This is a genomic window from Sphingorhabdus sp., from assembly GCF_023910635.1.
In the GTDB taxonomy this organism is placed as follows: domain Bacteria; phylum Pseudomonadota; class Alphaproteobacteria; order Sphingomonadales; family Sphingomonadaceae; genus Sphingorhabdus_B.
The window spans coordinates 237,661-262,365 of sequence record NZ_JAAVVZ010000002.1; the positions used below are offsets into that span (position 1 = coordinate 237,661).

15 protein-coding genes and 1 pseudogene are annotated in these 24,705 nt (G+C 55.6%); 8 read left to right on the forward strand and 8 right to left on the reverse strand.

The window, feature by feature from the left end:
• Positions 1 to 52 precede the first annotated feature (52 nt).
• A complete protein-coding gene (locus HEQ34_RS01540; RefSeq protein WP_296196433.1) occupies positions 53 to 307 on the reverse strand; it encodes a DUF465 domain-containing protein in 255 nt (84 codons plus the stop codon).
• A 497-nt stretch (positions 308 to 804) separates the two neighbouring features.
• Here HEQ34_RS01540 and HEQ34_RS01545 point away from each other — a divergent pair, with 497 nt between their 5' ends.
• Positions 805 to 1,275 carry a thermonuclease family protein gene (locus HEQ34_RS01545; RefSeq protein ID WP_296196436.1) on the forward strand — a complete coding sequence of 157 codons (471 nt, stop codon included), beginning with the start codon at positions 805 to 807 and terminating at the stop codon, positions 1,273 to 1,275.
• 7 nt (positions 1,276 to 1,282) lie between these two features.
• On the opposite strand, the gene HEQ34_RS01550 is transcribed toward HEQ34_RS01545, so the two are convergent.
• A complete protein-coding gene (locus tag HEQ34_RS01550; RefSeq protein WP_296196439.1) occupies positions 1,283 to 1,708 on the reverse strand; it encodes an ion channel in 426 nt (141 codons plus the stop codon).
• 151 nt (positions 1,709 to 1,859) lie between these two features.
• Between HEQ34_RS01550 and HEQ34_RS01555 the strand changes: the two genes are divergently transcribed.
• Complete coding sequence (locus tag HEQ34_RS01555) at positions 1,860 to 2,903, forward strand: hypothetical protein (protein ID WP_296196442.1); 1,044 nt, start codon at positions 1,860 to 1,862, stop codon at positions 2,901 to 2,903.
• Here the strand turns inward: HEQ34_RS01555 and HEQ34_RS01560 are convergent.
• Entirely contained in the window at positions 2,898 to 3,203 is a 306-nt protein-coding gene (locus HEQ34_RS01560; protein WP_366934833.1) for a DUF1294 domain-containing protein, read from the reverse strand. The two genes, HEQ34_RS01555 and HEQ34_RS01560, sit on opposite strands and share 6 nt — an antisense overlap.
• Before the next feature lie 535 nt (positions 3,204 to 3,738).
• Between HEQ34_RS01560 and HEQ34_RS01565 the strand changes: the two genes are divergently transcribed.
• Together HEQ34_RS01565 and HEQ34_RS01570 are read left to right on the forward strand one after the other, a co-directional pair.
• Complete coding sequence (locus tag HEQ34_RS01565) at positions 3,739 to 4,182, forward strand: hypothetical protein (protein WP_296196445.1); 444 nt, start codon at positions 3,739 to 3,741, stop codon at positions 4,180 to 4,182.
• A 317-nt stretch (positions 4,183 to 4,499) separates the two neighbouring features.
• A protein-coding gene (locus HEQ34_RS01570; protein ID WP_296196447.1) for an IS630 family transposase occupies positions 4,500 to 5,457 on the forward strand; the annotation gives its coding sequence in 2 pieces (ribosomal slippage) (positions 4,500 to 4,825 and positions 4,824 to 5,457; 960 coding nt in all).
• A 332-nt stretch (positions 5,458 to 5,789) separates the two neighbouring features.
• On the opposite strand, the gene HEQ34_RS01575 is transcribed toward HEQ34_RS01570, so the two are convergent.
• Positions 5,790 to 6,446 (reverse strand): dienelactone hydrolase family protein, encoded by a 657-nt coding sequence (locus tag HEQ34_RS01575; RefSeq protein ID WP_296196449.1) that lies wholly within the window; start codon positions 6,444 to 6,446, stop codon positions 5,790 to 5,792.
• Positions 6,447 to 6,856: 410 nt separating this feature from the next.
• Here HEQ34_RS01575 and HEQ34_RS01580 point away from each other — a divergent pair, with 410 nt between their 5' ends.
• The 4 genes and pseudogenes from HEQ34_RS01580 to HEQ34_RS01595 all read left to right on the forward strand — a co-directional run.
• Complete coding sequence (locus HEQ34_RS01580; protein WP_296196452.1) at positions 6,857 to 7,858, forward strand: ABC-three component system protein; 1,002 nt, start codon at positions 6,857 to 6,859, stop codon at positions 7,856 to 7,858.
• Positions 7,846 to 8,346 (forward strand): ABC-three component system middle component 2, encoded by a 501-nt coding sequence (locus HEQ34_RS01585; protein WP_366934832.1) that lies wholly within the window; start codon positions 7,846 to 7,848, stop codon positions 8,344 to 8,346. The genes HEQ34_RS01580 and HEQ34_RS01585 overlap by 13 nt, the downstream gene beginning before the upstream one ends.
• Positions 8,343 to 10,226 carry a hypothetical protein gene (locus tag HEQ34_RS01590; protein ID WP_296196456.1) on the forward strand — a complete coding sequence of 628 codons (1,884 nt, stop codon included), beginning with the start codon at positions 8,343 to 8,345 and terminating at the stop codon, positions 10,224 to 10,226. The genes HEQ34_RS01585 and HEQ34_RS01590 overlap by 4 nt, the downstream gene beginning before the upstream one ends.
• 446 nt (positions 10,227 to 10,672) lie before the next feature.
• Positions 10,673 to 10,812, forward strand: a pseudogene (locus tag HEQ34_RS01595) (integrase core domain-containing protein); the annotation flags it as partial.
• 241 nt (positions 10,813 to 11,053) lie between these two features.
• On the opposite strand, the gene HEQ34_RS01600 reads toward HEQ34_RS01595, so the two are convergent.
• Genes HEQ34_RS01600 through HEQ34_RS01615 form a run of 4 tightly spaced genes read right to left on the reverse strand, consistent with a single transcriptional unit; the run spans position 11,054 to position 24,693 of the window.
• Positions 11,054 to 12,697 carry a hypothetical protein gene (locus HEQ34_RS01600; protein ID WP_296196459.1) on the reverse strand — a complete coding sequence of 548 codons (1,644 nt, stop codon included), beginning with the start codon at positions 12,695 to 12,697 and terminating at the stop codon, positions 11,054 to 11,056.
• Between the two features lie 15 nt (positions 12,698 to 12,712).
• On the reverse strand, positions 12,713 to 16,936 hold the full coding sequence (locus HEQ34_RS01605; protein WP_296196463.1) for a hypothetical protein: 4,224 nt from the start codon (positions 16,934 to 16,936) through the stop codon (positions 12,713 to 12,715).
• A gap of 11 nt (positions 16,937 to 16,947) precedes the next feature.
• Positions 16,948 to 20,295: an IPT/TIG domain-containing protein gene (locus HEQ34_RS01610; RefSeq protein WP_296196465.1), complete on the reverse strand. Its 3,348-nt coding sequence runs from the start codon at positions 20,293 to 20,295 to the stop codon at positions 16,948 to 16,950.
• A gap of 3 nt (positions 20,296 to 20,298) precedes the next feature.
• Positions 20,299 to 24,693 (reverse strand): DUF6603 domain-containing protein, encoded by a 4,395-nt coding sequence (locus tag HEQ34_RS01615; RefSeq protein ID WP_296196468.1) that lies wholly within the window; start codon positions 24,691 to 24,693, stop codon positions 20,299 to 20,301.
• Between the last annotated feature and the right edge of the window lie 12 nt (positions 24,694 to 24,705).

The window sequence follows — 24,705 nt, forward strand, 5'->3', positions numbered from 1 at the left end:
ATCTGGCTAGGGTCAGAACCGCCGGGGGCAACCCCGGCGGTTTTTGTGCGACTCACAACGCTGTGGCTTGCCCGTCGTTCAGTCTTTGAAACACCCCATCAAGCAGCGACAGCCGCTCCTTCTTCAAGGCCTCGGTCCGGTCGTCAGATGCCGGTTCAATGCCGCTGTCGATACGGTGTATTTCACGGTTCAACACATGGTAACGCTCGGCCAGCGTCGCAAAATGCGGGTCATTCCGTTTCAGATCATGGATTTTCTGCGCAGCGTCAGGGAATTCTTCGTGAAGCTCATGTGGGGTATGCGACATGCTTTATCCTTTCTTCGTTGATGTTAGGGTCAGGACCTATTAAATCCACCTTCGCGGCGTCAAAATGGCAAAGATATCGAAGCCATTTTGGCGTCCTTCGGATTTGACCCATTTTGTCCATTGCCGCGTTGGCAAGCTTGGACTTAGAACCACTAAGTCCTGCGCTTACCGCCTGGCACTGAACAAAATGGCCTCAAACCGCGAAGGTGGATTTAATAGGTCCTGACCCTAGGCATAGGGGTAACGCGCGGGCGGCCGTTCCGCCTTGCGCTGGATCAAAAACCCCACATTAGGGTCAGGACCGCTTAAATCTGACCGCGACCCTGATTGCACCGAATCCGACATAACAGACCGCGACTTTAACCAGTTGTTGAGCCTAACATGTAAAAGATGGTATCATCCGGCGGCAGTGTCCGAACGTCTGCGGTGTTTACGAAGCAATGCGTAAATACCCGGCGTGTGTGCCCTGCTGTCATACGCAAAGGTCCAGTGCAGTTATGAACCGATTTCTTCCGCTTACCGCGATGCTGTCTGCCGCCGTTTTTTGGGGCGTCTGGACGCTATCTGGCCCAGCCCCGGTTGGCGGCGTCGCTGCCTTTGCCGCAAGCGTCACCGATACCGAAACCGCCGCATTTGGCATATGCAAAAGCGGTGGGGGTACAAACTGCGTCGTGGATGGCGATACGATTTGGTATCGCGGCAGCAAAATCCGCATCGCCGATATTGATACGCCTGAAACCCATCAACCGCGTTGCGCAGCGGAGGCGGAACGCGGCGCCGCAGCAACACGGCGGCTACACGAACTTGTGAATGCTGGCCCCTTCACACTGCAAAGCATTGACCGTGACGAAGATCGCTATGGCCGCAAATTGCGCATCCTGACGCGTGACGGGGAAAGCCTGGGCGATGTGTTGGTCGACGAAGGGCTCGCCCGTTATTATGAAGGCGGTAGGCGAAGCTGGTGCTGACCTGCGCCTATCGCCGCCCCAGACGGGCGACAATCGTTACAAAAAACGCCGTTGACCAACCGAGCAACAGCAGGCCCTCAATCCCCTCAATCGCCGCGACAAGCCGCCATTCGGGCACAATGTAACGGTCGTCAAAGCCGATACCGGCATAGCTTATCGTTGAAAAATACACCGCCGTTTCGAGATTCGCCACCGCCCCTATGCCTTCGTATAAAAAGGCGTAGAGCCAAATTTCAATGCCATGCAGCACAAACAGCGCCAGCACCAACGCCAGCGTAAAGCCCATCGTCCGCAACGAAACGCCCGGCACATGATGCGCGCGCTCGGCATGCACCTCGCCGCGTAACATCCGCCCAAGTATGGCGAGCCCGCCACCATGGATAACCACCGTGAGCAGTACCGTGATGGTCGAAACGGCAAGCTGAAGGATCATGCGGAAGATGTCGCACGAAACGCGCGGGCGGGGAAGGGGGTATAATGTGGGCGACTACAGCGTTGATATGCCGCGACCTGCGCAAAAAGCACTTTCCTACAATAACCCATTTGGCTCATAACAATCTCCATTTTATCCAATGGAGTAAAATATGCGTAATAAAGTTCCCGTTTCCCGCGAAAACCGTCCGCCACTTCCAGATTTTGCGCCTGTGCCGTTGCGATATCGGCATGACGGCTGGACACCCGAGCGCCAACGCGGCTTTATCGAGGCGTTGGCCGACACGGGTTGCGTGTCGCGCGCCACCGCCATCGTCAACATGTCGTTAGAAGGTGTCTATTATCTACGCCGTCAAAAAGGCGCGGAGGAGTTTCGCGCCGCATGGAATGCCGCGCTCGATTTCGGGGTGCAAAAATTGAAGGACATCGCCTTTGAACGCGCGATTGAGGGCGAAATGATCCCCGTTTTTACACAGGGAAAGTTGATGGGCTATCGCCGCAAACGCAATGACCGCCTGTTGATGTTCTGCCTGCGCCATTATGGGCAGGATGAAAATGGCAAGCGCACCACCATCAACTATTTCAGCAGCCGTGCGCAAGCGGGGGCAACCAACGGAGAGGGATCAGGCAGCATATCGGCGGCAGAGGCAAGCACCACAACCGTGCGGACCGTGATCACCGGCAATGGCAAAGCTGCCGAACCCCATGAAGCCGCGAAAGCGCTCGAAAATTTCGAAGGGATCGAACTAGATGCAGAGGCACAGGCGGCAATCACCGCCGCGCTGGAGGCATGCGCCGAACGTTACCGCGCCGATAAAGAGATGATCAATGCCGACGACCATGAAGCCGTGGCTATTTTGGTTGATGATCCGGCAGAAAATTATGTCCCGGCCTGTAAAGATGGCAACCCCTATCACGGCGAACTTTACCCGCCGACCATAATGACGGAGTTCGTGCCGTTTCAGGAAGGCGAATCGCATTGGACCCACACCGGCGCAGAGCTGCCTTATTGGGCGCAGCCGGAGGAGGTGCAGCAAGCGCGGCGGGAACGCGCGGCGCAGGAAGCGGCGGAGCTTGCAGCGGCAGAGGCGGCGGCAGAGGCGGCGGCAGAGGCAGAGTTGCTTGGGCCGCCTGATGCACCGGATACGCCATCGGGCGCGGCGCAGAAGCCGAAGGGGCCAGTCATAACGTCATAACGCGCCCGCCAGCATCCAGCCCCCCGCCAGCGCCGCGGCAACGGCGTGCAATATCGCGGTCTGGTGGAGGTGGCTGGAAAAGGGCTGCTTGCGCGTCTTGTGCCGGAATATAGCGCGGCCGGCATAGGCGCCGATGGTCCCCCCCAAAAACGCCCAAGTCAGCAACGTCCCCTCGGACACCCGCCACGTTCCCGCCTCAGCGCGGATCTTGTCGAGGCCGAACAATATGAACGTCCACAGGTTGACCAGCGCAAACAGGCCAAGCGCGTTGGGGAGGGTGAGGAGGGTGTTGAAGGTCAGTGCGCGTCCAAGCTAAGGCGTGGGATTAAAAGACCCGCTTAGTGTGCATATCCTGATGAACAGAGGCCTAGCGAGTGCAATTAATTATGATGTAGCCGATCAAATCTCGCATTTCAACTTAGTAAGCGCGGGGGAGATGCCGATGGCGGGCAAGTTGCAAAGACCCAAGCTTCAGTCCATTACGTCACCCTGAACTTGTTTCAGGGTCCATTGTGCAGCACGCCCTGCATTTTGCGGCAAAATAGACCTTGAACCAAGTTCAGGGTGACGGTGTTGGGGTAACTAAAGGCCAATCCCCACCCGCACCCCGCGGGATCGCCGGGAAATTATACACCGCCAAGAAGGTCAGGACGACTAAGGGTGCAGCGGTTTTAAGGAATGAGTCGCGGGCCATTTAGGGAGAATAAAAGGAGGTGGTTAAGGAAAGATTATCTTAATATTTTCGAATTACACCCATCCGACGGTGGCCAACAATGAAACAGAAACATGCTGGGATAAGCTCTACTCCGAGGTCAACGCTTGGCGCGGGGAGTGCATGCACCATATTGCTGCTGCAGAAAAGGCCGTGACCGAAACCCTATTGCTGCTAGATGGCGTCAAACCAGAGGGTGCGAAAATCAAGCTACGGCATTTGATTGGCCAACGGTTTGAGGATCTATCGGCTGCCACTGGCCCCGATGGCCCGTTTGCTGAAGCGGGTGAGGCGGCGCATAAAGCTATCGAGAATTACCGTCAGCACGAGGCGTTTCGGACCTTATTGTGTCACGGCGTGGCGCAGGTTACGGCAACGCGAAATGGCGCTTGGGTGCTGGTCATACGAAGCCTTTCAATCCGCGCGAGACAGGCAGAGGAAACGACGGCCGTTTTTGAAAAGGCCGACGCGGAAAAGAAACTGGCCCAGTTGAAATCGGACGGGCAAAAGCTGGCTTCGAATCTTGGGCAGTTGCGGAAGAAGTTACAGGCGAAGATACCAAATTAGCGGGTGCGGTTAGTTAGTACTATGCCCCATAGTTTAACGTCACCTTCAATGCGGTTGTTCTAGGGGCACCGTCGGCATTGATCGCATTGCCGTCGCCACAACTCTACGGCTGTCACAATACATCAGATCGTCACCCTGAACTTGGTTCAGGGTCCATTGTGCAGCACGCCCTGCATTTTGCGGCAAAATAGACCCTGAACCAAGTTCAGGGTGACGGCTTCGGGGTGGCTAGAGCGGCGCACTGAAAATGTGAATCATGTAATTCTTGGGATTCCCTTTGATTGAGAACTGTGATTCACTGCTCATGGAGGTGGATCATGGGCAAAAGCAGTTCGTCGGATTTACGGGTTCGGATCGTTGGAGAGATTGAGAGCGGTCATTCATGCCGGGCAGCAGCTCGCCGATTTGGGGTGAGTGCTGCCACTGCGGTTCGGTTGGCGCAACGCAAGGCGCGGACGGGATCGATCACGCCGGAGAGGCAAGGTCGTCCGCCGGGCAGGGGGCCGCTGTCGGCGCATGCGGATGTTCTGATCAGCTGGGTCGATGCCGAAGGCGACGTTACGATGCCGGAGCTGGCGGACCGGTTGTTTAAGGAGCACGGGGTGAAGGCGCATCCAGCTTCCCTGTCCCGGTTGCTGCTTGCGCACGGATTTACCGTCAAAAAAAACTCTGCTGGCGAGCGAAACCGATCGCGCTGACATTGTTCGTGCCCGGCGCGTATGGCAGACACACCGTCAGCCTTGGATGAAGAGGCGCCCGGAAAGGCTGGTCTTTATTGACGAAACCGGGACCACAACCAAGATGACACGGCTGCGGGGGCGTGCCCGCCGGGGACAGCGGCTGAAGATGAAGGCCCCGTTCGGTCACTGGGGAACACAGACCTTCATCGCGGCCTTGCGCCATGACGGCCTCACCGCTCCGTGGGTCATTGACCGTCCCATGAACCGAAAAATCTTTGAAACCTATGTGGAAACCCAGTTGGCGCCGACGCTCCAGCGCGGTGACATGGTCATCCTCGACAACCTATCGAGCCACAAAAGCGAGAAGGCCAAAGCCATCCTCAAAGAGCGCGGGGCGTGGTTCCTCTTTCTGCCGCCCTACAGTCCAGACCTGAACCCAATCGAGATGGCGTTCGCCAAACTCAAGGCGCATCTGCGCAAAGCAAAGGCCCGCACCATCGATGACCTGTGGAAGGCCGTTGGATCAATCTGCGACCTTTACACCCCAGAGGAATGCTGGAACTATCTCAAGCACGACGGCTATGTTGCAGATTAAATGCACGAAGCTCTAATGAAGAGCAGATTATTAGGATATTGAAGGAGCAGGAGTCGGGTTTGGCCTCAGTGCTTTATTGGGACACATATATACGACAGCGAGCCATTTAAGCAGAACTGGCAGTTTCAGATCAACTAAACCTACTGCTGTTGGGGGTCTGATGTGCCACGAAACAGAAAACCTAGATAAGGAGTTTTCGGAGCGGCGGACGCATCACCTAAACGGCTGCAAGCGCTAACTTTGCAGACATTACTCCTCTGGATATCGGCAAACGATACGTTCCATTCGTTCATCAAAGCTCACAGAATTCGTAAAACTGCGCAAATCTGGCGTTATTCGGTCAGGGCGTTGGCCACAAATTCCCCGCCCATACGCAAGCCGACGGGATCGACGCTGTGCCCGACCCCTGATGATATGTGAGTTGTCACATTAATGCCGAGATGTTCGAGTTCCGTTTTAGCCGCATGGAGCGCGGTAACGGGTACGATCGGATCCGCCGAACCGTGGACTAGAAGCACGGGCGGTTTGGTGATCGGCAAGTGCGCAAGCTCGTGCCCGCCGGTCAGCATCCCGGAGTAGCCGATGATCGCGGCGACCTGGCGTGGCCTACGTAGTCCAACATGAAGGGCCATCATCGTTCCCTGGCTGAACCCGACGATGGCGAGGTTTGCTTCGGTCAGTTCGTATTGATGGAGTTTTCGCTCGATAAATGCTTCTATCGCTGGTGCTGCGCTTGCCGCACCTGTTGCCAAGGCCTGCGGTGTAAAGGCCGACAATGGCCACCACTGATATCCAGACGACAGATAGCTCAATCGCTGCGGCGCATTAGGTGCCAGAAAAAGAGCATCCGGCAGTGCGCGTTGCCAATGCGGCGCCAGCGCAATTAAGTCGGCACCGCTGGAACCAAATCCGTGTAGTAGCAGCACAATCTGTTTGGGGCTGCCACCTGACAATGGTTGCAGGCTCGACCCATTTACGATTTTGGACAAAAGTATCGCCTCATTAGAACAGCGGTGCAGATTATCCCGCATCGTCGACATGGAATATAGTGCCGACCTTGTTACGATCCAGATGGAGGGGATAATTCAGGTTTTGGCTTTAAGCTTGTCGACATCTTCCGCAAACATTACGGACATTCGACTGCGCAACCTCGGTCCCTTTAACCCGCCATTGGTTCATCGCCCCTCGGCCACTGGTTCTGGCCGAAGGCTGAAGTTCGTTTTGTTGCGGCGAGGCCCGCCCTTATCGCGAATCCCGAACTTCACCCTAAGGAGGGCAAGTCAAAGTGGGTCACACGATTTACGTGAGTGCTTTCAAAAAAGCTGCCTTTTTGCTGTAAATCGGTACCGAGACTGGTAAGAGCTAGCCGATTCAGCTTGTTAAGGGGATTAAGTAATCAATGCCGCCGAACTATGCCAATCAGATTCACGCGCTAGATGACGATGATCTTGAACGGCTGGTAGATGCTTGGCAAACCCGAAAAACCGCAGAATATGATGGAACAGAACGATTTTCTGGTGCCAGAGATATGGGCCGAGATGTTGTTGGTTACATCACAAGTCAAAGATTGGATGGCCCTTGGCATAATTTCCAATGCAAGCAATTGAAAACCCAGCTCACAAAACCGGCGCTACTGCGAGAACTAGCAAAAATTATCTTTCATAGTTCTTGCGGTCATTTTCAACTCCCAGAGAGATTTTATTTTGTCGCACCACGCGGCTTGAACCGCAAAGCGAAAGAGCTCATTTCACAACCATCAAAATTAGCAGCTGCAATGATTGACGAATGGGATGAAAGTTGTGCGCAATATTTGGTGCAAAATGAGACTCATGAGCTAACTGACAAATTGCGTAAGGTTATCAGCGCATTCGATTTCACATCAGTAGATGCGATCGATAGCCGGAAGCTCGTTGCTGACCCAGCAATGAAGGCTGTGCTCGTTGAGTGGTTTGGGGCTGATCCCGGCCCTGCACCCAGCGGGGTGGTTCCCGAGAGCGTTGCAGGTGAGGAGTTCGGCTATTTTGATCAACTGGCCAAAGCTTACGGTGCGCGATCCGGAACGGTTTATGCAAGTCGACAAGCAGCGCTCGATTGTGAAAAGCATGGAAAACAGTTAAGCGTTCAGCGCACACGCTTCTTCGAAGCGTCTTATTTCAAGCGCTATTATCGAGATAACACACCTCGTGGCGTCGTCGAAGCCTTTGAAACCGACGTCTACTATGGAGTTTTGGATATCCACCAAGGCGCCCACGCTGACTCACTAGCCAAAGTCGATGCGGTGATGTCGCAAGCGGCTGTGATCCAAGTGTCCGGTGTACTTGGCCCTTACGCGCGCGTTCCAGTTAAACAAGGAACCTGTCATCATTTGGCCAACGATGGAATCCTTCCGTGGACGGACTAACACCCACGTCGCGGCCCAAGTCTGCTCCGCTTTTCAATTCCCCAGTGGAAACCAGCTTGCGCACATTGATTGTGCTCGAAGCCATGTATCCCCGACCGTGTCGATTGAGCGAATTGACTTGGTTCGATCATGCGGTGGTGCATACTAACGACTTTGGCGGACCGCCAAGCCTCCATCCGGATTTGGATTCTAGCGTTGGTGAACTACTGGTCCGAAGGAAGCTAATTGAAGAGGCGCTCAACCTGCTCCAACAGCTTCATCTCGTCGAAGCCTGTTTTGACGAACAGGGCGTAACCTATTTGCCCGGCGAAGAGTCTCCAGCGCTAGTCGATATGCTAAGCTCATCTTACAACCAAAGGTTAAGGGAATGTGCGGAATGGGTTGCAAGCAATTTTCGTGAACTAAAGTCAGATGAAATTGAAGACGTGTTCGCAGATCGTGTCGGCCGTTGGACGGCAGAGTTTCAGCAGGAAGCAGCGATGCAATGACGAGTAAGCGTATTATTCTCCGTCGATTGGCCTTCAGTGGTCCCACAGTGCCGACTGCCGAAATCCAACTCATCGATGGCCCTAATGTCATTTTCGGTGCGTCCAACACTGGCAAGTCATTCACTATCAAAGCGCTGAACTACATGTTCGGTGGATCGTCGCTGCTGCCGGAAATTGAGCAACGTGAGGGCTATGAGGGCATATGGCTGGGGCTCACTCTACCCGGCGGGATTGACGTGACGCTCTATCGATCGCTTGCTGGGGGCGGCTTCAACGTGTTCGAAGGGTTAGAAGCACCGGCAGGCGAACGCGAAACTGTCGTGGAATTGGCTCCGAAATACCACGCTGGACATCCCGAAAACATCTCAACTTACTTACTCCATCCTATCGGTCTGGATGGAAAAATTCTTGTCAGAAATGAAAATGGCGAAAAGGCCACTTTTACGATTAGGACACTTGCGCCATTCCTATTTGTTGATGAAGGAAATATTATATCAGAGGGGAGCCCTTTTCTCTCTGGGCAACGAGATTCGGCAACACTGGAAAAGAACGCTCTTCGTCTGCTACTAACCGGAGCAGACGACAGCTCAGTTGTTCCCGTTTTGCCGCCAAAAATTAGGAAGGCACAGCAAGCCGGCCAGCTCGCGCTTGTCGAGGAGATGATCGCGAATATCGATAAGGAGCTGGGGGAAGGCGGTCCAGATCGCCAGCAACTGCACGATCAACTTTCGAGGATCGAAATGTCTTTGCAATCTCTTCAAACCGATCTGATTGCTAGGCAGGACCGCATTGACCAGCTGACAGTAGCACGCAGGACTGGCCTCGATGAGCTTAATTTGGCCAAGTCGAAGCGACGAGAAGGTTTAGTCACAATCGCTCGTTTCGAGGAGCTTGAACGAGTCTACGGCTCTGACATAGAACGACTTCAGGGACTTGAAGAAGGAGGGGGCCTTTTTGCGGTTCGCGCAGGCAGAGCCTGCCCATTATGCGGGGCGTCGGCTGAAGCGCATACGATGACTTACGACTCAAGCCAAATCGCAGAAGTCCGAAACGCAACTTTGCGGGAGATTGCCAAAATACAGAGTGAGCGGGACGATTTGCGCTACACCCTTGCATCTGTGCGCGCTGAGCTTGACATCAACGAACAAGAAATCCTACGGATATTGGCCAAAATCGACGAAGCGGAAAATTCCCTATCTCAAGCGCGACCGGACGAAGCAGCATCACGTAAATTATACGAAGAGCGCGGTGATGTCAGAGACTCTTTAAGAATAACGCTTGAACTATTCAGGCAAAGGGACAAATTGCAGGTCCGCTTTTCGCAGTTATCCGCTTCGATCCCGAGAGGCCGTGGTGATGACAAACTATCTGTGGGTATCGACGGGCCGACCGGACACGCTTTGGCTGCCAAGGTTCAAGAAGTGCTGTCCGCTTGGCAGTTCCCTAATAGTCCGACAGTTTCATTTAACGATGAAACACAAGACATTCGCTTGAACGGCAAACCACGCGCAGCGAATGGAAAGGGCGTCAGGGCTATCCTTCACGCGGCTTCAAAAGTGGCTGCGCTACTGCTGTGTCAAGAGAAGGACCTCCCTCATCCTGGCTTTGTGGTGCTCGATACCCCGCTGCTAACTTATCGGGAACCTCTCAAAAATCCTAAACACGGTGAGCTGGCTGATGATGAAGCTGCTTTGAAGGCTACTTCGCTTCACGAAGCTTTCTATCAGCATCTGATTAGCCTGAAAGATCAGGCTCAAATCGTCGTCTTGGAGAACGCGGACCCTCCGTTATCGTTACGGGAGGAAATGAATATCATCACTTTCACCGGTGGAGGCGAAAATGACAGGTTTGGTTTGTTCCCTGCCCAAATACCCAGCTAACAAGCGCCCCAATGCGAATCCAGCCGGTCAATAACTGACACCACAACAGCGACCAATGTCGGATTTGGAGCAAAACTCCTGCTCGTTCCAATGTCGCAAATGTCTCGTTAGCGGAATTAGCCCTGCGATGAATGAACGTCCGTATTGGCCGCTTTCCTTGTAACACCAGACTGTCGGCACAGTCCAACGAAGCTGCCATATCAACTTTTCTGATGCAATGTCTGCTTCGGCCAATTAGGGTGCCAAAAGTGGACAGGCGGGAAACAGCCAATTTTGTCGTACTTCATAGGTTTTGTTGGTCTGGGACTGCCAGTTCTGCTTGAATAACCCAGTATGGTGGAGTTGTATATTTGTGTCTAAATAATGCACTAAGGCCTCCTTGCCAAATGAACGGGCCAAGTCTATTATTTAACATAAGATATATTATCGAACTTATTGATTGTAAGCGCTGGTCGAAGGAGCGCCGCGTGGAATCGCATTATATGTCCCCTGGCAACCTGACCCAGAATGCGTTTGTCGAGAGCTTCAATGGCAAACTGCGCGACGAAAGCCAAACGAGACGCTGTTCACGTTGCTGGCTCACGCACATGCTGAGCTGGCCGAATGACAGCACTATTACAACACGGTCAGGCCGCACCCTCGCCGAGATCGCAAAACAATCAGGGCGGTGACTTCACTCTGGTTCGCGCTCTTCGTTGTGCGCGCCAGCTGCCTCAATGCCACTTCGTCAAAGTCGTTTCGCCATCCTAAAAGAAGACATAGATTTATACCTTTGGCGCTTTGGGAATATCTAAATTGAGTCAGACTCAACGCAGGTTGGTATCACATCACGTTTCGGGCTTTAGATTGTGTCCAAAGTTCATGCCGACCATTGCGTTGAGTGCGGCGACGAGTTTTTCTTTCTCGGCTACCGGAATCGATTTGCCCATAATCTCGCCCATGATCTCGACCACGTCATCGGCTGCGTGGGTGTTGCGTTCGACCGGCGTTGACGCAACAACTTGATGTGCTTCAGGATTGACTGTGATTTCATCGGAAAGCTGGATCGTTGCTGCGCCGGGCGAACCTGCTCCCAGCGGAATGAACCAGAAGGAACAATCCGGGTTGCATTCGTTGGCTGGAAGTTGACTTATCGAGACCGAATAGCTCTCGCCATTTCTGATCGGTAGCATCGCTGATTGCGCATTTGTGAACGTAGTCTGCTGCCAGTTGGAATAGAATGCGCCAGCATTGCCCCCAGTTGCGCGGGCCACCGCTCCCGAGCTGTTGGTTATGATGGTAGACGCCACCGCAAGTCCCCACTGACCTGCGAAGCCGGGTGAACCGACATAGCCGACAACAAACCCATCGGTATTAGCTTGATGCGTGCCCGCACCAATCGCCTGCGCTGAAGCCAAGGCAGCAACCGGGCCGCCATTGAGCGTCGTGCCTGTGATAATGGCTCCGCCATTGGCATAGAGGGCCCCGTTGACTTTCGCCGTCCCTAATGTTGAGCTTCCCGTGACGTTTAGATTCCCGCTGACTGCGGCAGTTGATAAATTGGTGTTGCCAGCAACTGAAAGCGCTCCAGAGAGCGTTGCGCTCTGCAGGGCAGATGCCTCTGTTACTGTAAGTGTACCGCCCACAGTCGCGACGCCCGATACGGCAAGGCTGGACGCGACAAGATCGGGATTTTGGACGGAAACCGCGGTGGAGAGCGAGGCGGTGATTGGCCGCCCTCCGCAAAACGCCGCTGTAACTACAACGGTAAACACCGTATCGGCAGTCAAAGGCACACCGGACCATTTTCCAATCTCTGCCGGTGTGACCTGTTGCTGGCCCTGACTCGGGTCGCTGTAATAAATGGTGACAGCGGTGGTATCGACAACCGACGAATTCCATACCAGCGCCACAGTCGTACCATGTGGTACCTGCGACACCGCATTAAAGGCACTGCCCTGCTGCACCGTCGCGGTCAGGCTGTCGAAGAAAAAGCCATAGGGAAAGGTGGTGATGGTGAAAGAACCAAAACGGGGCGCGCTGCCGCTGACCATCTCTTTGATTTGCACCGTGCTGGAGGCAGGCGTTGTTACCGTGGGGAAATCGTAGATTTCAAGCGTGATCGAGGCACCTGCCGCCAAAGCGACAGAATCGCCGGTTTCAGGTGCCAACACGAATAAAGCAGTCCCACTTTTGATTGTGCCTGATGTGTTGGTGAAGGACCAGTTGGTGGTGTCTGATACTTGCGTTTCTACATTGCCGGTCGATTGCATCAACGCGGCACCCGAACCGACCAGGATGCTTAAAGAAACCGAAGCAAGATCGACCGTAGCACTGGTCGAGTTGGTGATAACGATTTGCATCCGGCCCATGGTTGCATTTTCATTCGGCAGGCTTACGGTCAGTGGCATCGGATCGGTATAGACCGCATATGTCAATTGTGTGTCTGTGCCAGCGTCAAAGGATATCCAGCTGTTGGGAATATAGGTCATAAATTCTCCTGGTTTTCATTGCTTTTCTGTATGTGCGGCGGCACTGGAAATGCCCGAAGACAGTTGCAGCATGCCCCGGCGAAGCACCGGGGCGACGTTCGACAGCCGCGCCCGATTGTCGATCTTTGCAGTCGGATAAGACGTCCAACCGCTCGATTCATTTTCCAGCCAGGTCCAGTTGCCGACTTTCAGCTTAGGCGTTGGCAGCATCAGCGTTACATCGCCTTCCGCACTGATGATTTGATCTGTCATCACACCGTCGATGCCAAAGCAGATATTCATCGCAGCCAGCGCTGCATCGACGAAATGGAGTGGCGGAGTGACGCTGACCGTCGGCAGAATCGCACTGGTCGCATGCACAGCAGCGCGCGGATCAACCAGCATCGAGATATAGCTTGCCGCGCCTGTGGGTTGCAGGAACAAATAATTGCGCGCTGTTCCACGGATCGGGTTCAGGTAGCCGTCAGCGGCTGCACCCGATTGTTCGACGATATTGAACTGATTATAATTATCGTCGGCGAAATAGCCGATCAGTCCGTCATCAACGCGCGCAATGTCGCCAAGCTCAACTGCAAATTCATAATCAGGCAGCGGCGAGGGCGCAGGGGCAAACGTAAATTGCCAGCTGGGATCGGGCAGAACGGGGCCGTCAAGCATCAGATCCAGCCGCGCCCGCACCATGGCCAGCGGGCGACCGAAGAGCGCAGCAAGGCTGTTGTCAAAGTTTGCACCCATCGGCACGGTTAACCACAAGGTTTCATCGATACTCTGCAGAAAATCGGCAAATTGCGCCAAGGTCCTTTGGCTCAGCGCCAGCAGGAACGGCCCGAAATGCGGCAGGTTTGTCGCAATGTCAGCAAGAGAGGAATAGGCGCTATTGGGCGCATTGCGCCAACAAATGGTCGCCGCACCGCTGATCGGCACGCCCACCGCCATTTCGCCCAATGCCGCGCCATCAGCATCATAGACCGAAAGCGCGCTATCAAGATGATTGGGCAGAACCCAGCCGCAAATGGGGTCGGCATCCGGATTGGCCGGGCCGAAAATCAACTGATCATCATTGGCCGACACCATATCAAAGTCCAGCCGCGCCGGTTGTAACAACACAGGCGGCAGTTGGATCAATGTTTCCGAGGCGGTCGGCAGTACTTTACTGCCCTGACTTTCCACCACTTCAAACGCGCCGGCGGTGGCAACCAGAGCCGCAGGCACTGTCGCTGTTAATTGCGTTGCGCTAACAAATTGAGTGGCAAGCGGCGTTGCCGCTGAATTGGGTGGGCCCATCTGTAACCCGGAAAAGGGCGAGAAACCAACGCCGTTCACGGTTAAGGTAAAGGTAGCTGCGCCTTGTTGCACGCTAGCCGGGCTAATCGATCCAATAGCGGCTCCGGCTGAGACGATGAACGGCATGGTAGCCGATGTCGATCCGCCGCTGGCGACGCTAATCTCCGCCTGTCCGGGAACGGCGAGCAATGCCGCAGGCAGATCGGCGATCAGCGACGTGGCACTGACAAAGTCGGTGGCTAGCGCGACAGTGTTCCAAAACACCACCGAATCCGCTGTAAAACCATTTCCGGTAACAGCCATGGGTAACAATGCGGTTGACGCTGTTCCCGCCTCGATCAAATCGGGCGACAGCGCGGTGATCGAGGCGGTAGCACCTACTGCCTGCGGCTCCATGTCGGTTGTTGTCCCAGTGCTGGCCTTTGTAACGGTCAATGTAGCGGGCGTTGATGTCAAAACCGGCGCAAGATCGTCGGGCAGAAAAACCTGTTCGGTCGCTTGGGATTGTTGCGTGATCGGCCACAGCGCCTGCCCCCATTCGTCGATCACGACCAGAGTGGAAAAGGAAAATTGGCCTGCACGCCATGACTGAAAGGCGCTGGTCGGAAAGGGTGTCGTTTCGGGGATATTGCCAAGGTCGGGCGGATAGCTGCCGATGCCGCCAAGTAGGTCGGGCAAGGAAGGTGTGGTAACAACCGTGGTCGCTGTCGGCCCCAGAAACACACCCGACATGCCAAGCTGCAGCTGATTGTTAAAACCATCAAGCGTTTGGGAAAGCAGATCCCATGCATCAGCATTTTGAACCTGACTGAGTAGCGCGTTCAGCGCGTCAAGTTCATCTTGCGGTAAATTGGGGTTGCTGGTCAGAAACGCATTAAGCCGCGCGCCCATGTTGAACGTCGCTGCTGGTGTCAGCTGAATCAGCCCGCCGATGGTTTGCACGTCTTCGACGCCGGTGCCGCTGCTCCAATGATATTGCCCGTCTTCATAGACCCAATTGGGTGTCGCCGCTGTACCCATGCTGACCGGATAATAGTTTGCCTCCCAGATCAGCAACAGCGGGTGCCAGGGATTTTGCGTCCAGCGATTGACGCTGGCAACAGGGTAGCAATTGACGGGCACTGCTACACCCGGATCGCCCATCGCGGTTGCAATGCCCTCTTGATCCGAACTGCTGAGCGCCTGCGCAATGATCGCTGCATTATAGGGATCGGTCAGGAAAAACTCATCAACCAGCGACGCGATTAAGGGCGCCGTCCAGGGAGCACCTGATGCCTGTGACACATCAGGCTGTGGAATGGTCAGATGCGGCGTGGCCGCGCTGATCGTTGTACCAGCATAGCTGATCCCGGTCAGCAATTGCGTGGGAAAGCGGCAGAGCAGGCTGAACGGGTTTTTGACAATGCCCGACGACCCGGCACCGGCAATCAGCACCACCGGATTATTAGGCAGACGAAACGGCGTTTTGGCGATGCGTTTAAGGATGCGTGTGGCCGGCAACGCCTGAGCCCGTGCATGGGCCATGATTGCGGAGTTAAGCGCATCAGGCGTGTCGCCTTGGGGAACTGTCTGCAAGTCTGCGTTCACGATGGCAAGCTGAGCTGCGACTTTCCCGGCAAGCGAGGTGGGATCAGCAGGCTGCAGCGCTGCACTCAGCTTGGTATCATCTTCCAGCCCCGGCACCGCGCATGTCGGCCCAATAGCCTGTGGCCAGCGCAGAAATTTCCACCACATGACGTAAAGCTGCGCTTGCAGCGCGGCCAATGTGCGCAAATCATCATCCAGCTTTTGCTGGTTCTGGACCAGCACAGCCAGCCATTTTTCTTCTTTGGCCAGTTCAGCAGGCGCAACCGGGTCGGCACCAGGGGCATCGACGATATCCCAGCTAAACCCACCATTAAAGCGCTGGTAGAAGCTGGATTTCAGTTTGTCGGCCAGCCGTGCCGCGCCATCGGGCTCATCCATGACGTCCAGCATGTCGAGCTGGAATGCTTCGAGCAGTTCGGGCTGAACGTCTGTTCCCTGCGACTGTGCTGTGACCAAGGCTGTCAGAGCTTCTATGGAACTGTTGCCGACCGCGATTGACACAGGTGTCTGGTTGGGCGCTCCACCCGGCGGCAGCGCGCCTGATTGCCAGGCGACACCTGTGACGCTGCCAGTATACAGCGACCAGCTGGCGAACGCATCAGCTACGGTGCCATCAGGTAACGTCCAGCCGAGCGCGGCGATGGCATCCAAAAAATTGGCAGCCGTCAGTCCAGCAAGCGGATCGTCTTTCCCGGAAGAAAACCAGCCGATCACCTGATAGCTCATTGTGCCGTCGGCTTCGCCGTTCAGCGGATCGATGAACGAGAAGACGTTATTATTATGCGGTTGATAGGCGGAAAAGGCAGGATTGCCCGGGCCCATCGCGGTCAGGCCCAGCGACTGACCGCTTTCACTCCATGACCCTAGCAAGATATTGCGGCCAATATAAGTGGATTCAGCTTTGCCACTCCCGCCTGCCGCAACCATATATAGTGATCCGACCGTAGATGCGGACGCAGGATCGCTGGGACCGCTTGGCCAGATATAATCACTTTCTATAATCCAGGCGGTGGAGATACGTGCGGTTTTCGGGCCGCTATAGCGTACAACCAGCCAGCGATTGGGCACCAGCGGATAGTTTGTCACCGAATTTTGCGCGTCCTGCGTCCCTGTCGTCAACGCGCGCGGCAAACGCCATTTCAGATAGACGCCATTATAATAGTCGGATGCCAAAACAGAGCCGACATAGCCTGAACTGGTAAAATTGGTATCGTTGCTAGCCGCCCCAGCTTGGCCATTAAGCCCCAATTTGAGCTGGCCATATTGCATTTGCGAGCGGACAAAAACGTTGCCGCCTTCGCGAAGATGATCATTGACCACAACCGCCTCGACAGTGATAGGAACGATTAAGGGGCCCTGGTCAGTCATAAAATGCCTCGTCAGCTGGGCAGGAATGTTTGGGATTCGGGGGCTTTGACCAACTGGATGGCTAAGCCGCCTGGTCCAAACCCGCCATAAACGGTAAGCTTGATTGAGCCGCTGCCGACTGGCGCGATCACAGGATCGAGCAATCCGATAACCGGTTGCGGCGTCAATACGGAGACAGTCACACTATTGGATTCGGTTCCGCCAGAAAGTACAGTCACTGCAGCATCACCTGCAGTGGTGAGCAATCCAGCAGGCACGGTTGCGGTTAACTGACCTGAATCATCGACTGTCGTTGAAAGTGGATTGCCGTTCCATTGGACAACCGCTGTGGTGGCGAAATTTACCCCGTCAACAACCAGCGTAAAACCGCTTCCATTCTGCATGGCAACCGCCGGGCGGGCAAAACCAATTGTTGGCTTGCTGGCCGCCACCGTAAAGGGCAGCACATTGGACGTTGCACCGCCGCTCTGCACCGCGATGCTTACGGCACCCGCATTGGCAATCACAGAAGCCGGTACCGTTGCAGTCAGCGATTGGTCATCCACAAAGCTGGTGGCAAGCGGCGAACCATTCCATTGGGCAACAGCAGAGCCATCAAACTGAGCGCCGGAAAGATAAAGCGTGAAGCCCACAGCCCCTGCAACCGCAATATTGGGCGTAACCGTCTTAAGTATCGGATCAGATGCCAGGATCGGCAAGGACACAGCATTGGTTGTTGCGCCATCAAGCACAACGGTGATCGCAGCAGAACCCGGGTCAGCAATCTGTGTCGCGGTTACACTGGCCTGAAGCTGCGTGACAGCGACGAATTTGGTCGGCAGCGCTGTGCCGTTCCAGCTCACCACCGCACCAGAAGCAAAGCCTTCGCCTTCGACAAGCAGCATAAAATCGCTGCTGCCGGCAAGCACAGCAAGCGGTTCCAGCCCGGTGGTCGCAAAGGACGGGTTGATTGTAAAATTGGCTGGTTGAGAGGGTATGCCACCACTGTTCTTGACGACAATGGCTGCAGTACCGACACTGCCCAGGCTGCTGGCATCAATCGTCGCAGTCAGTTGATGCGGGCCAACAAAAGTGGTCGGCAGCGCCGTCTGGTTCCAATTCACCACAGCACCAGCATCAAATTCCAAAACTCCGCAGGCCGTTGCCAATGCTGGCGCAAGCGAGGTGAGATCAAGCACGCTGGGAGGCGACGACAGGCCGGTTGCCGCGCGCAGCGGTGCGGTCACAGGCGCTACATCCAGCAGCTGAGCACCGACATTGGCTAGCGACGTGACTGCGCGGGCATAGATTTGATTGCTGTCTTCGACACCAAAACGCAGGCCCTGATAAGGTTCGGCCAGCGTCACCGCATCAGGAATGCCCTGAAATAAACAGAGCCGAACGCTTGGTGCCAACCGATCATCGCGGATCATCGCCACCGGTGCACCGTCAAGCGTTGCGGACACGACAAGGTCGGGCCAATCATCAACCAATTGCGACCGGATGAGCACCCCGGTCATCGCCACTGTCGGCTGTGGGGGGGCCATGGCCGTCAATGGATGCGGCCGCGCCTGCATCGTGCGCTCGGCGTTGCGGATTGCAGCAGACAGCGAAGGCACCATCGCCCGTCGGACGGCACTGTCCCCGGCATGGTGCACAGCGATGCTGGTTGCGCCCGCGGTCAGCGCGTCGAGCCACTGCTGATCCACATAAAAAAACCGGATCGATTCGGTCGGCAGCATCGCTGGATGGGGCACCAGATAGGAAAAAGGAAGCGGTTGCAGCCGGCGCAATGCCGCCAGCCATTGCGCGGCCGATTGCGTCTTTTCCGCCAGATTTTGGCTCAGTGCTTCGCCTGCACTAGCGGTGGTGAGCATGACATGACCGGCCACAGCGCGCGGTACCCGTCGCCTTACGCGCGTTCGGCGGTGCTGGTTCATCGGCGTCGCCAGCGGATGATCATTGCTACGCGCCGCGTTCAAAGCATCGGTCCAGCGCTGCCCAAGACCGCCTGCGACATGGCCAGTAAAGGCCCGCTTTGCCGCATCACGCGCCAAAAGCTGCCGCGGCTCAGTGATACCGGCCATATGTGTCAACGCGGCCTTTTGCGCGATTGTGGTGACAGCACAATTGGCCGCGAGCCGCGTGGCATTAATGTCTTGAGCAAAGCTCGCATCGGCAAGCGCCAACGCGCGACCAATGTTCCATGCCGACGAATAGCTGAGGTCGAACAGACCCGCCCCTTGATCGTAGATCAGCAATTCATCGGCATTTTTTGCCAGTGCCACGGGCGTTGCCGGATCGCCAACTTCGGGCAAGGGTTGCGGGACAACCGGTGAAAGCGGCCCGCGATACCAGGCAAAGCTTTGATCGCCCGAACCAGCAACAAAGGTGATCGGGGCATAGCCATCGTTCAACCGTCCGGCGACCGCAGCTGGTGGCGACGCGCTGGACGGTATCGGTAGCGCCAGACTGGCCGTTGCCTGTTCGCTGGTAATCAGGCCGGCAAGCAACGATTTGAAACTGATCGCCGTTGCCGGGAGCGAGGAAAACGACCAGTTGTAAAGCGACACCAACTGAACATCAACCACGCCACCGCTTGGCTTCTCCGGCAAAGCCTGACCGTTCGGGCCGAGATAGGGCGCAAAACCCTCCAGCGACACAAGATGCGCATAATAGCGGGTGGTGCCGCTGCTGTTGGCGATCGCCAAGCGATTGCATAACAGTACAGAGGCCAGCCCAACCCGCTCGTCCAGCGCATTCACGCCGCGGCAATGGGCCGTCAGGGCCAGTTCGTCAGCAGTCGGGGTCGTCGCCCGAAATGCCGCACCTGACACGATGATTGTCTGGCACTGCGACGCCAATATGTCAGGATCGGTGACAGCTAGCGGTGGTTTCAGAAAATTGGGATCAGCCGTGAGCAATTGAGCTACGGTCATCGTCTGGATCGGACTGCTGGTGCTAGGCTGTAGAGTAAGTTCACCTTCGGCGAAAATCAGCAGCGCCATCCACGGTGTTGGCTTCGCCGGATCGGCTTCGCCAGGGCTAGAAGGATCAAGATCACGCTCCCAGGGCAGCGCCGGCTCGGCAAGCACAATGAAAGGCAATGTTTCGTCATATAGGTCGGCACCGCCAGCCGGCGGAAAGACCGATTGGACAATATTTGTGTCGATCGAAAATTGTGGTGCCACCACCTCGATCGCCTGCGTCACGCCATAGCTGCCGGCGGTTTCCCCGGCGGGCGGATTGACCGCATGGTTGAGTGTCAGCGTGTAGTTTTTCGCAGGAAGTGCCGGGAAATAGCCGTCGAAAATCTGCAGCGCGCCAAGCGGCTGCGTCGGTGCTGTGGCGGGGGCACGCAAGAAAGTGGCTTTTGTCATAATCTATCCAGAGGCAGCGACAAGCAGGGGTACAGACGCCAGAGCACAGCTGATCGCACCAGCAAAAGCTGACATATCGCTGTTGCTGGTCTGCGGCGCATAGCTAAGCGTCTGCAGCGCGTTAAAAACGGCCAGACGGGCGCTTTGGGTGGTCGGTGCTGCGATCCCCGACGCCGGGTCGGCGATGATGCCCACACAATTGTTGTTGACGGTAGCGCTCGGCCCCTGTGGGACCGCGAGATTGCTCACCGGAAGGATTGCTTCCGGTAACTCCAAATCGACAGTTGACAGGTTAACGCGAACGTCGATCGGGCCAGCCGAGCCGCCCAGCTGTGGCGGATTGACGGTAATTGAAAGTCCCGAAATCTGTCCTTGAACTAGCTGTTCATCGGCGCTGGGCACTAGTGGACCATTTTGCCCCTCTGGCGGCGATCCCCAAAGCGAGGCGGGCATGTTGGACCGTTGCACTGTGACCTGGAAAGACGCTGAATAATCATTACTGGCATCATCTTCTATGGTGACGCTGTGCGACGCAGTTACCCCGGTCCAAGCCGCAGGGTTGTCGGCATTGGTCAGCGGATGAACGTTGAAGCTGCCGCCTGTAAAGCTGTGTGCGCCGCCCACTGTCGCTTGGCTAATGGGTGTTGCCGCGCTCGTTGAAAAGGCAAAACGGGAGGCGCGCACTTTCCAAGGTGCCGATGCCGCGCCGCTGAGCATCGCTGAGGCAGCACCTGCACCCGCCGATGGTGCCGTCGTGCTGTTGGCAAGCCCAGCAACCGGCGCCAGCTTGACGATGTTGACCTGGCCGCCATTGGCTGCTGCGTTGGGCAACATTGCCTCCACATCGCTCCAGCCGTTGATCGACTGGCCGCTGGATTTGCTGCTGCCAAAGTAGATGGTAAAGCTGATAATATACCAGTCAACGGACACGCAGCCACCTGTAGGCGGACCCCATAACTCAAGATCGCAGCCCAGCTCGACCGAGAACGTTACTGACGTAAACAGCAGATCAAGCTTATAAGAGGCACCCACAGTGATGCCAACGCCAGCATCTATCCAAAATGGTTTCCAGCGGATGGTGACATCGGCATGGGCATCGAACCAGGCCTTTAAATTGCCGGTCTGATAGGTTGCATTCAACCTGCCACCGATCATCAGCACCGATGGCGTCAGCGCCAGATAGGCACTGCCCACGACGCTGATCGAGGAATCCAGCGACCAGTTAAAACTAACCGCTGGTACCGATGGATAATAATCCGGCGGGACAAAGCCCGAATTATAACCGCCCAGGCTGAGCACAAAATCGCCCTCATACGGGCTGGTATCATACCAGACATAGAAGGCAAAGCCACCGGTCAACAGGCAGGCAGGATCCAGCAGAAAGGAACTGCGTGCCAGCGCTGCTTCCAGCGAAAACACCCCTTGGGCCGGCATGAAGCGAACATCAAGGTCAAGTTCTACATAAGCATAGCGAATGTCGCCGGTTTGCGGAAACTGCGCGCGCGATGTACCGAGCAACGCGATCTCCAACCCGTCAGCACCGCCAAATTCAACAACGACCATCGCTTGCGAATTGAGCAGTTCATAAGTGGTGAAGGTGATCCCGGCGGACAGCCATATCTGCCCAGCCTCAGACGACACCCAAGGCGGGGTGGTTTGCAAGATGGTATCCAGCACCGTCAGCGGCGTGGGATTATTGCCGAAAAGTCCCGGATTGGCTGATGTTGACCCCGGCAGCACTTGAACAAAGGGGAAATTGGGTATTTCGTCGATCGACGGCAGGCGTAAATCAGAATTATAGCCCAAACCAAGCGACAGCCCGGTGACGAAGAAAGCCGGCGGGCCGCCCAGCGGATAGCCGATATCGCCATAGAGGAACAGCGAGGGGAACCCCGGCCGGTTGCCATAATAGCCAAATGCTTCGAGCGAAAAATCACCGGTAGCGACAGTCACACCGCCTTCAAATTCAACATATTGCGCACCCGGCGGCGCAAGGCTGGCAAAGGCACCGCCAATGGTCAGCGGTGGTGCCTGATATTGCAGGCCAAAACCGGCCAGCGAAAATTGCGGATCAAAAGAGGTCAGCGGTGAGCCAATGCCCAGCCCCTCCATGGTCAACGTCATCGGCCCAAATGCAACGGACGCATCGATTTCAAACCACAGCGTCTGCGTAGCCGGTTGATAAAGCGCACCTATCCTTTGCAGCGATACCGGACCGAAACTTTTTTGGATGGCAAACCAGACGGTGCCGCCATCATTGCCAAATCCAACGGTGGCCGCCAGCGCATTATTATCGGCGATCATAACCGCGCGGTCCGCAGATGTAGCGCCACCCGATCCGTCACCCAACGGCACAACCAAGGGGAGCAGCTGACCGTCCATCGCCAGTTGCGCTGATAGCAGCAGGGTGCTGGCGACGCCGGTCGTCGGCAATTGCGGATAGCCAGAACCAAGCTTTGCAATCGCAGCATTGATCGAAGCCGCCTGGGATGCGTCGATTGTTGCCGAGGCGATAATTGCGGTCAGATTCTGAAGCTGGATATCTTCAATTGCCGCCAGATCATGGCCGATGAGCGGCAGGTTAGAAAGACTGAAGCTTTGATTGGCATCCAGGATAAAAACCTGCGTGCGCGCCGATCCATTGCTGACCGAAATAAACACCGCCTCGCCATAGTTTTTAGAGGTCAAGGCAAAGGCTAGCAGCCCGGTTGCGCTATCATAAGTGAAACTGGCTTTGGTCAGATCAAGATCAAGATCAGGCGGTACATCGGTCAGCGACAGGCCAAAAACGCCGGCGATATCTTCAAATGTCAGCCCGTTGCCTGAATCCGAATAGCTGGCGCTGAACTGCTTAGATGCGGCGTCCTCAGCAAAGGTCAAGCCGAAATCGATGATTTCGCCCGACCTTGTTACCAGGCGCAGCGTGCCGCCGAAGTCGACCGACCAGCCTTTGTCGCTGTGCGTCATCGTGATTGTCGGATAGAAATCCACATTGACGCCGGCGACGGTGGTTGTGGCATCAAAAGCAAATGTAAAGCTGTCGGTTACCCCGGTGTTCAAATCGACACGAACAAACGCCAGCGTCAAATCCCGGATCGGCGCCGGTATGTCCGATGCTTGGATACCAAATCTTGCCGCAATATCGGTGATAATCTGACGCAGCGGTACATTCTGGATCAGTCCGGCAAGGGCAAGGCCCGATGATGTATAGCTGCCAACCAGCGACAATGACGTCTGGTTCAGCGAAAAGGCCGCGGACAGCGTGCCTTCCGCTGTGAAGGTGCCGCCCGTATAGGTGACCATCATTTCAAAACCAAAATTGTCGAGCGCAATGCTGCCAATAATCTGAATTGGCTTCGTGATCCCGATATCGAAAAACACTGAACCCTGGCTGGGGTAAAACATAAAGCTCAGCGTATCGATTTGAATATCCGGAAATCTTGACGGCAAATCGGCGTTGAAAAATTCCAGCGCCGCGGTCAGATTTAGCGGTGTTGATGGGTCAAGGATTGCAAAGACGGTATATTCCGGAAACTGCATGCCGACATCAATGGTCGGGCCACCACTGCCGATCTGCATTTCGGCATAAACAGTCGCTTCGAAACCCGAATTCTTACTAAAGGGCTGGATGGCATCAAACTGGAAGCCCAGGTTTTCAACGGTGAAATGGCCATCGAAAAACGACCAATTAGCTTTGTAGCCAAGGCCAACACGGATCAACGAGCAGCTGGGCGAGGCCACAACCGGGTTAAACGCCATCTCAAAATCATCAAGCGTGAAATTGTCAAACGAAAAATTGCCGGGCAGCGAAGCGGTTTGCGGCAATATCGACATCACATCGTTGCCTCCCGCGAGCGACGCGATCGCAGTTTTATTCAGCTTGGGGACCGGGGTGCTGATGCCTGCTTGTAACATCCACTCACCGGCCACTGACGGGACCGCGAGGGTAATCGGCAGCGACATCACATCCGGGGCCGTGCCAACCACCAGATCGGCGCTGATCGACAGGCCGACTACATCAGTATCGGGATCGGTTGCAAAAACCGCTGAACCGACTTCAAAACTGGCATTAAAGTCTGACAATAAGGTCCAGGAGAGACCTGTTGGCGAAAAGGCGAAACTGGTCAGTAATATCGCGTCCGGCTCGGTAAAGGTGAAGGTTGCGGTGCCGGCATCGCCCAGCAGCGATGTTGTTCCCGACAGCGTCGCCGCCGCTGAGTCCACCGCTGTAATGTGCAATGCAACTGGGTTGGCATCGGGAATGACGGTGAAAATGCCCTGAATCCCAAGATCAGAAAATAAAGTCGCCCCCACCGAAACACTGGTTCCGACCGAAAGCGTCGCCAGCCATGCCTTAATATCCGCCAATGTGGTATAAGGAGGAGCGGGTGCGGCCATTTGCATCCTCCC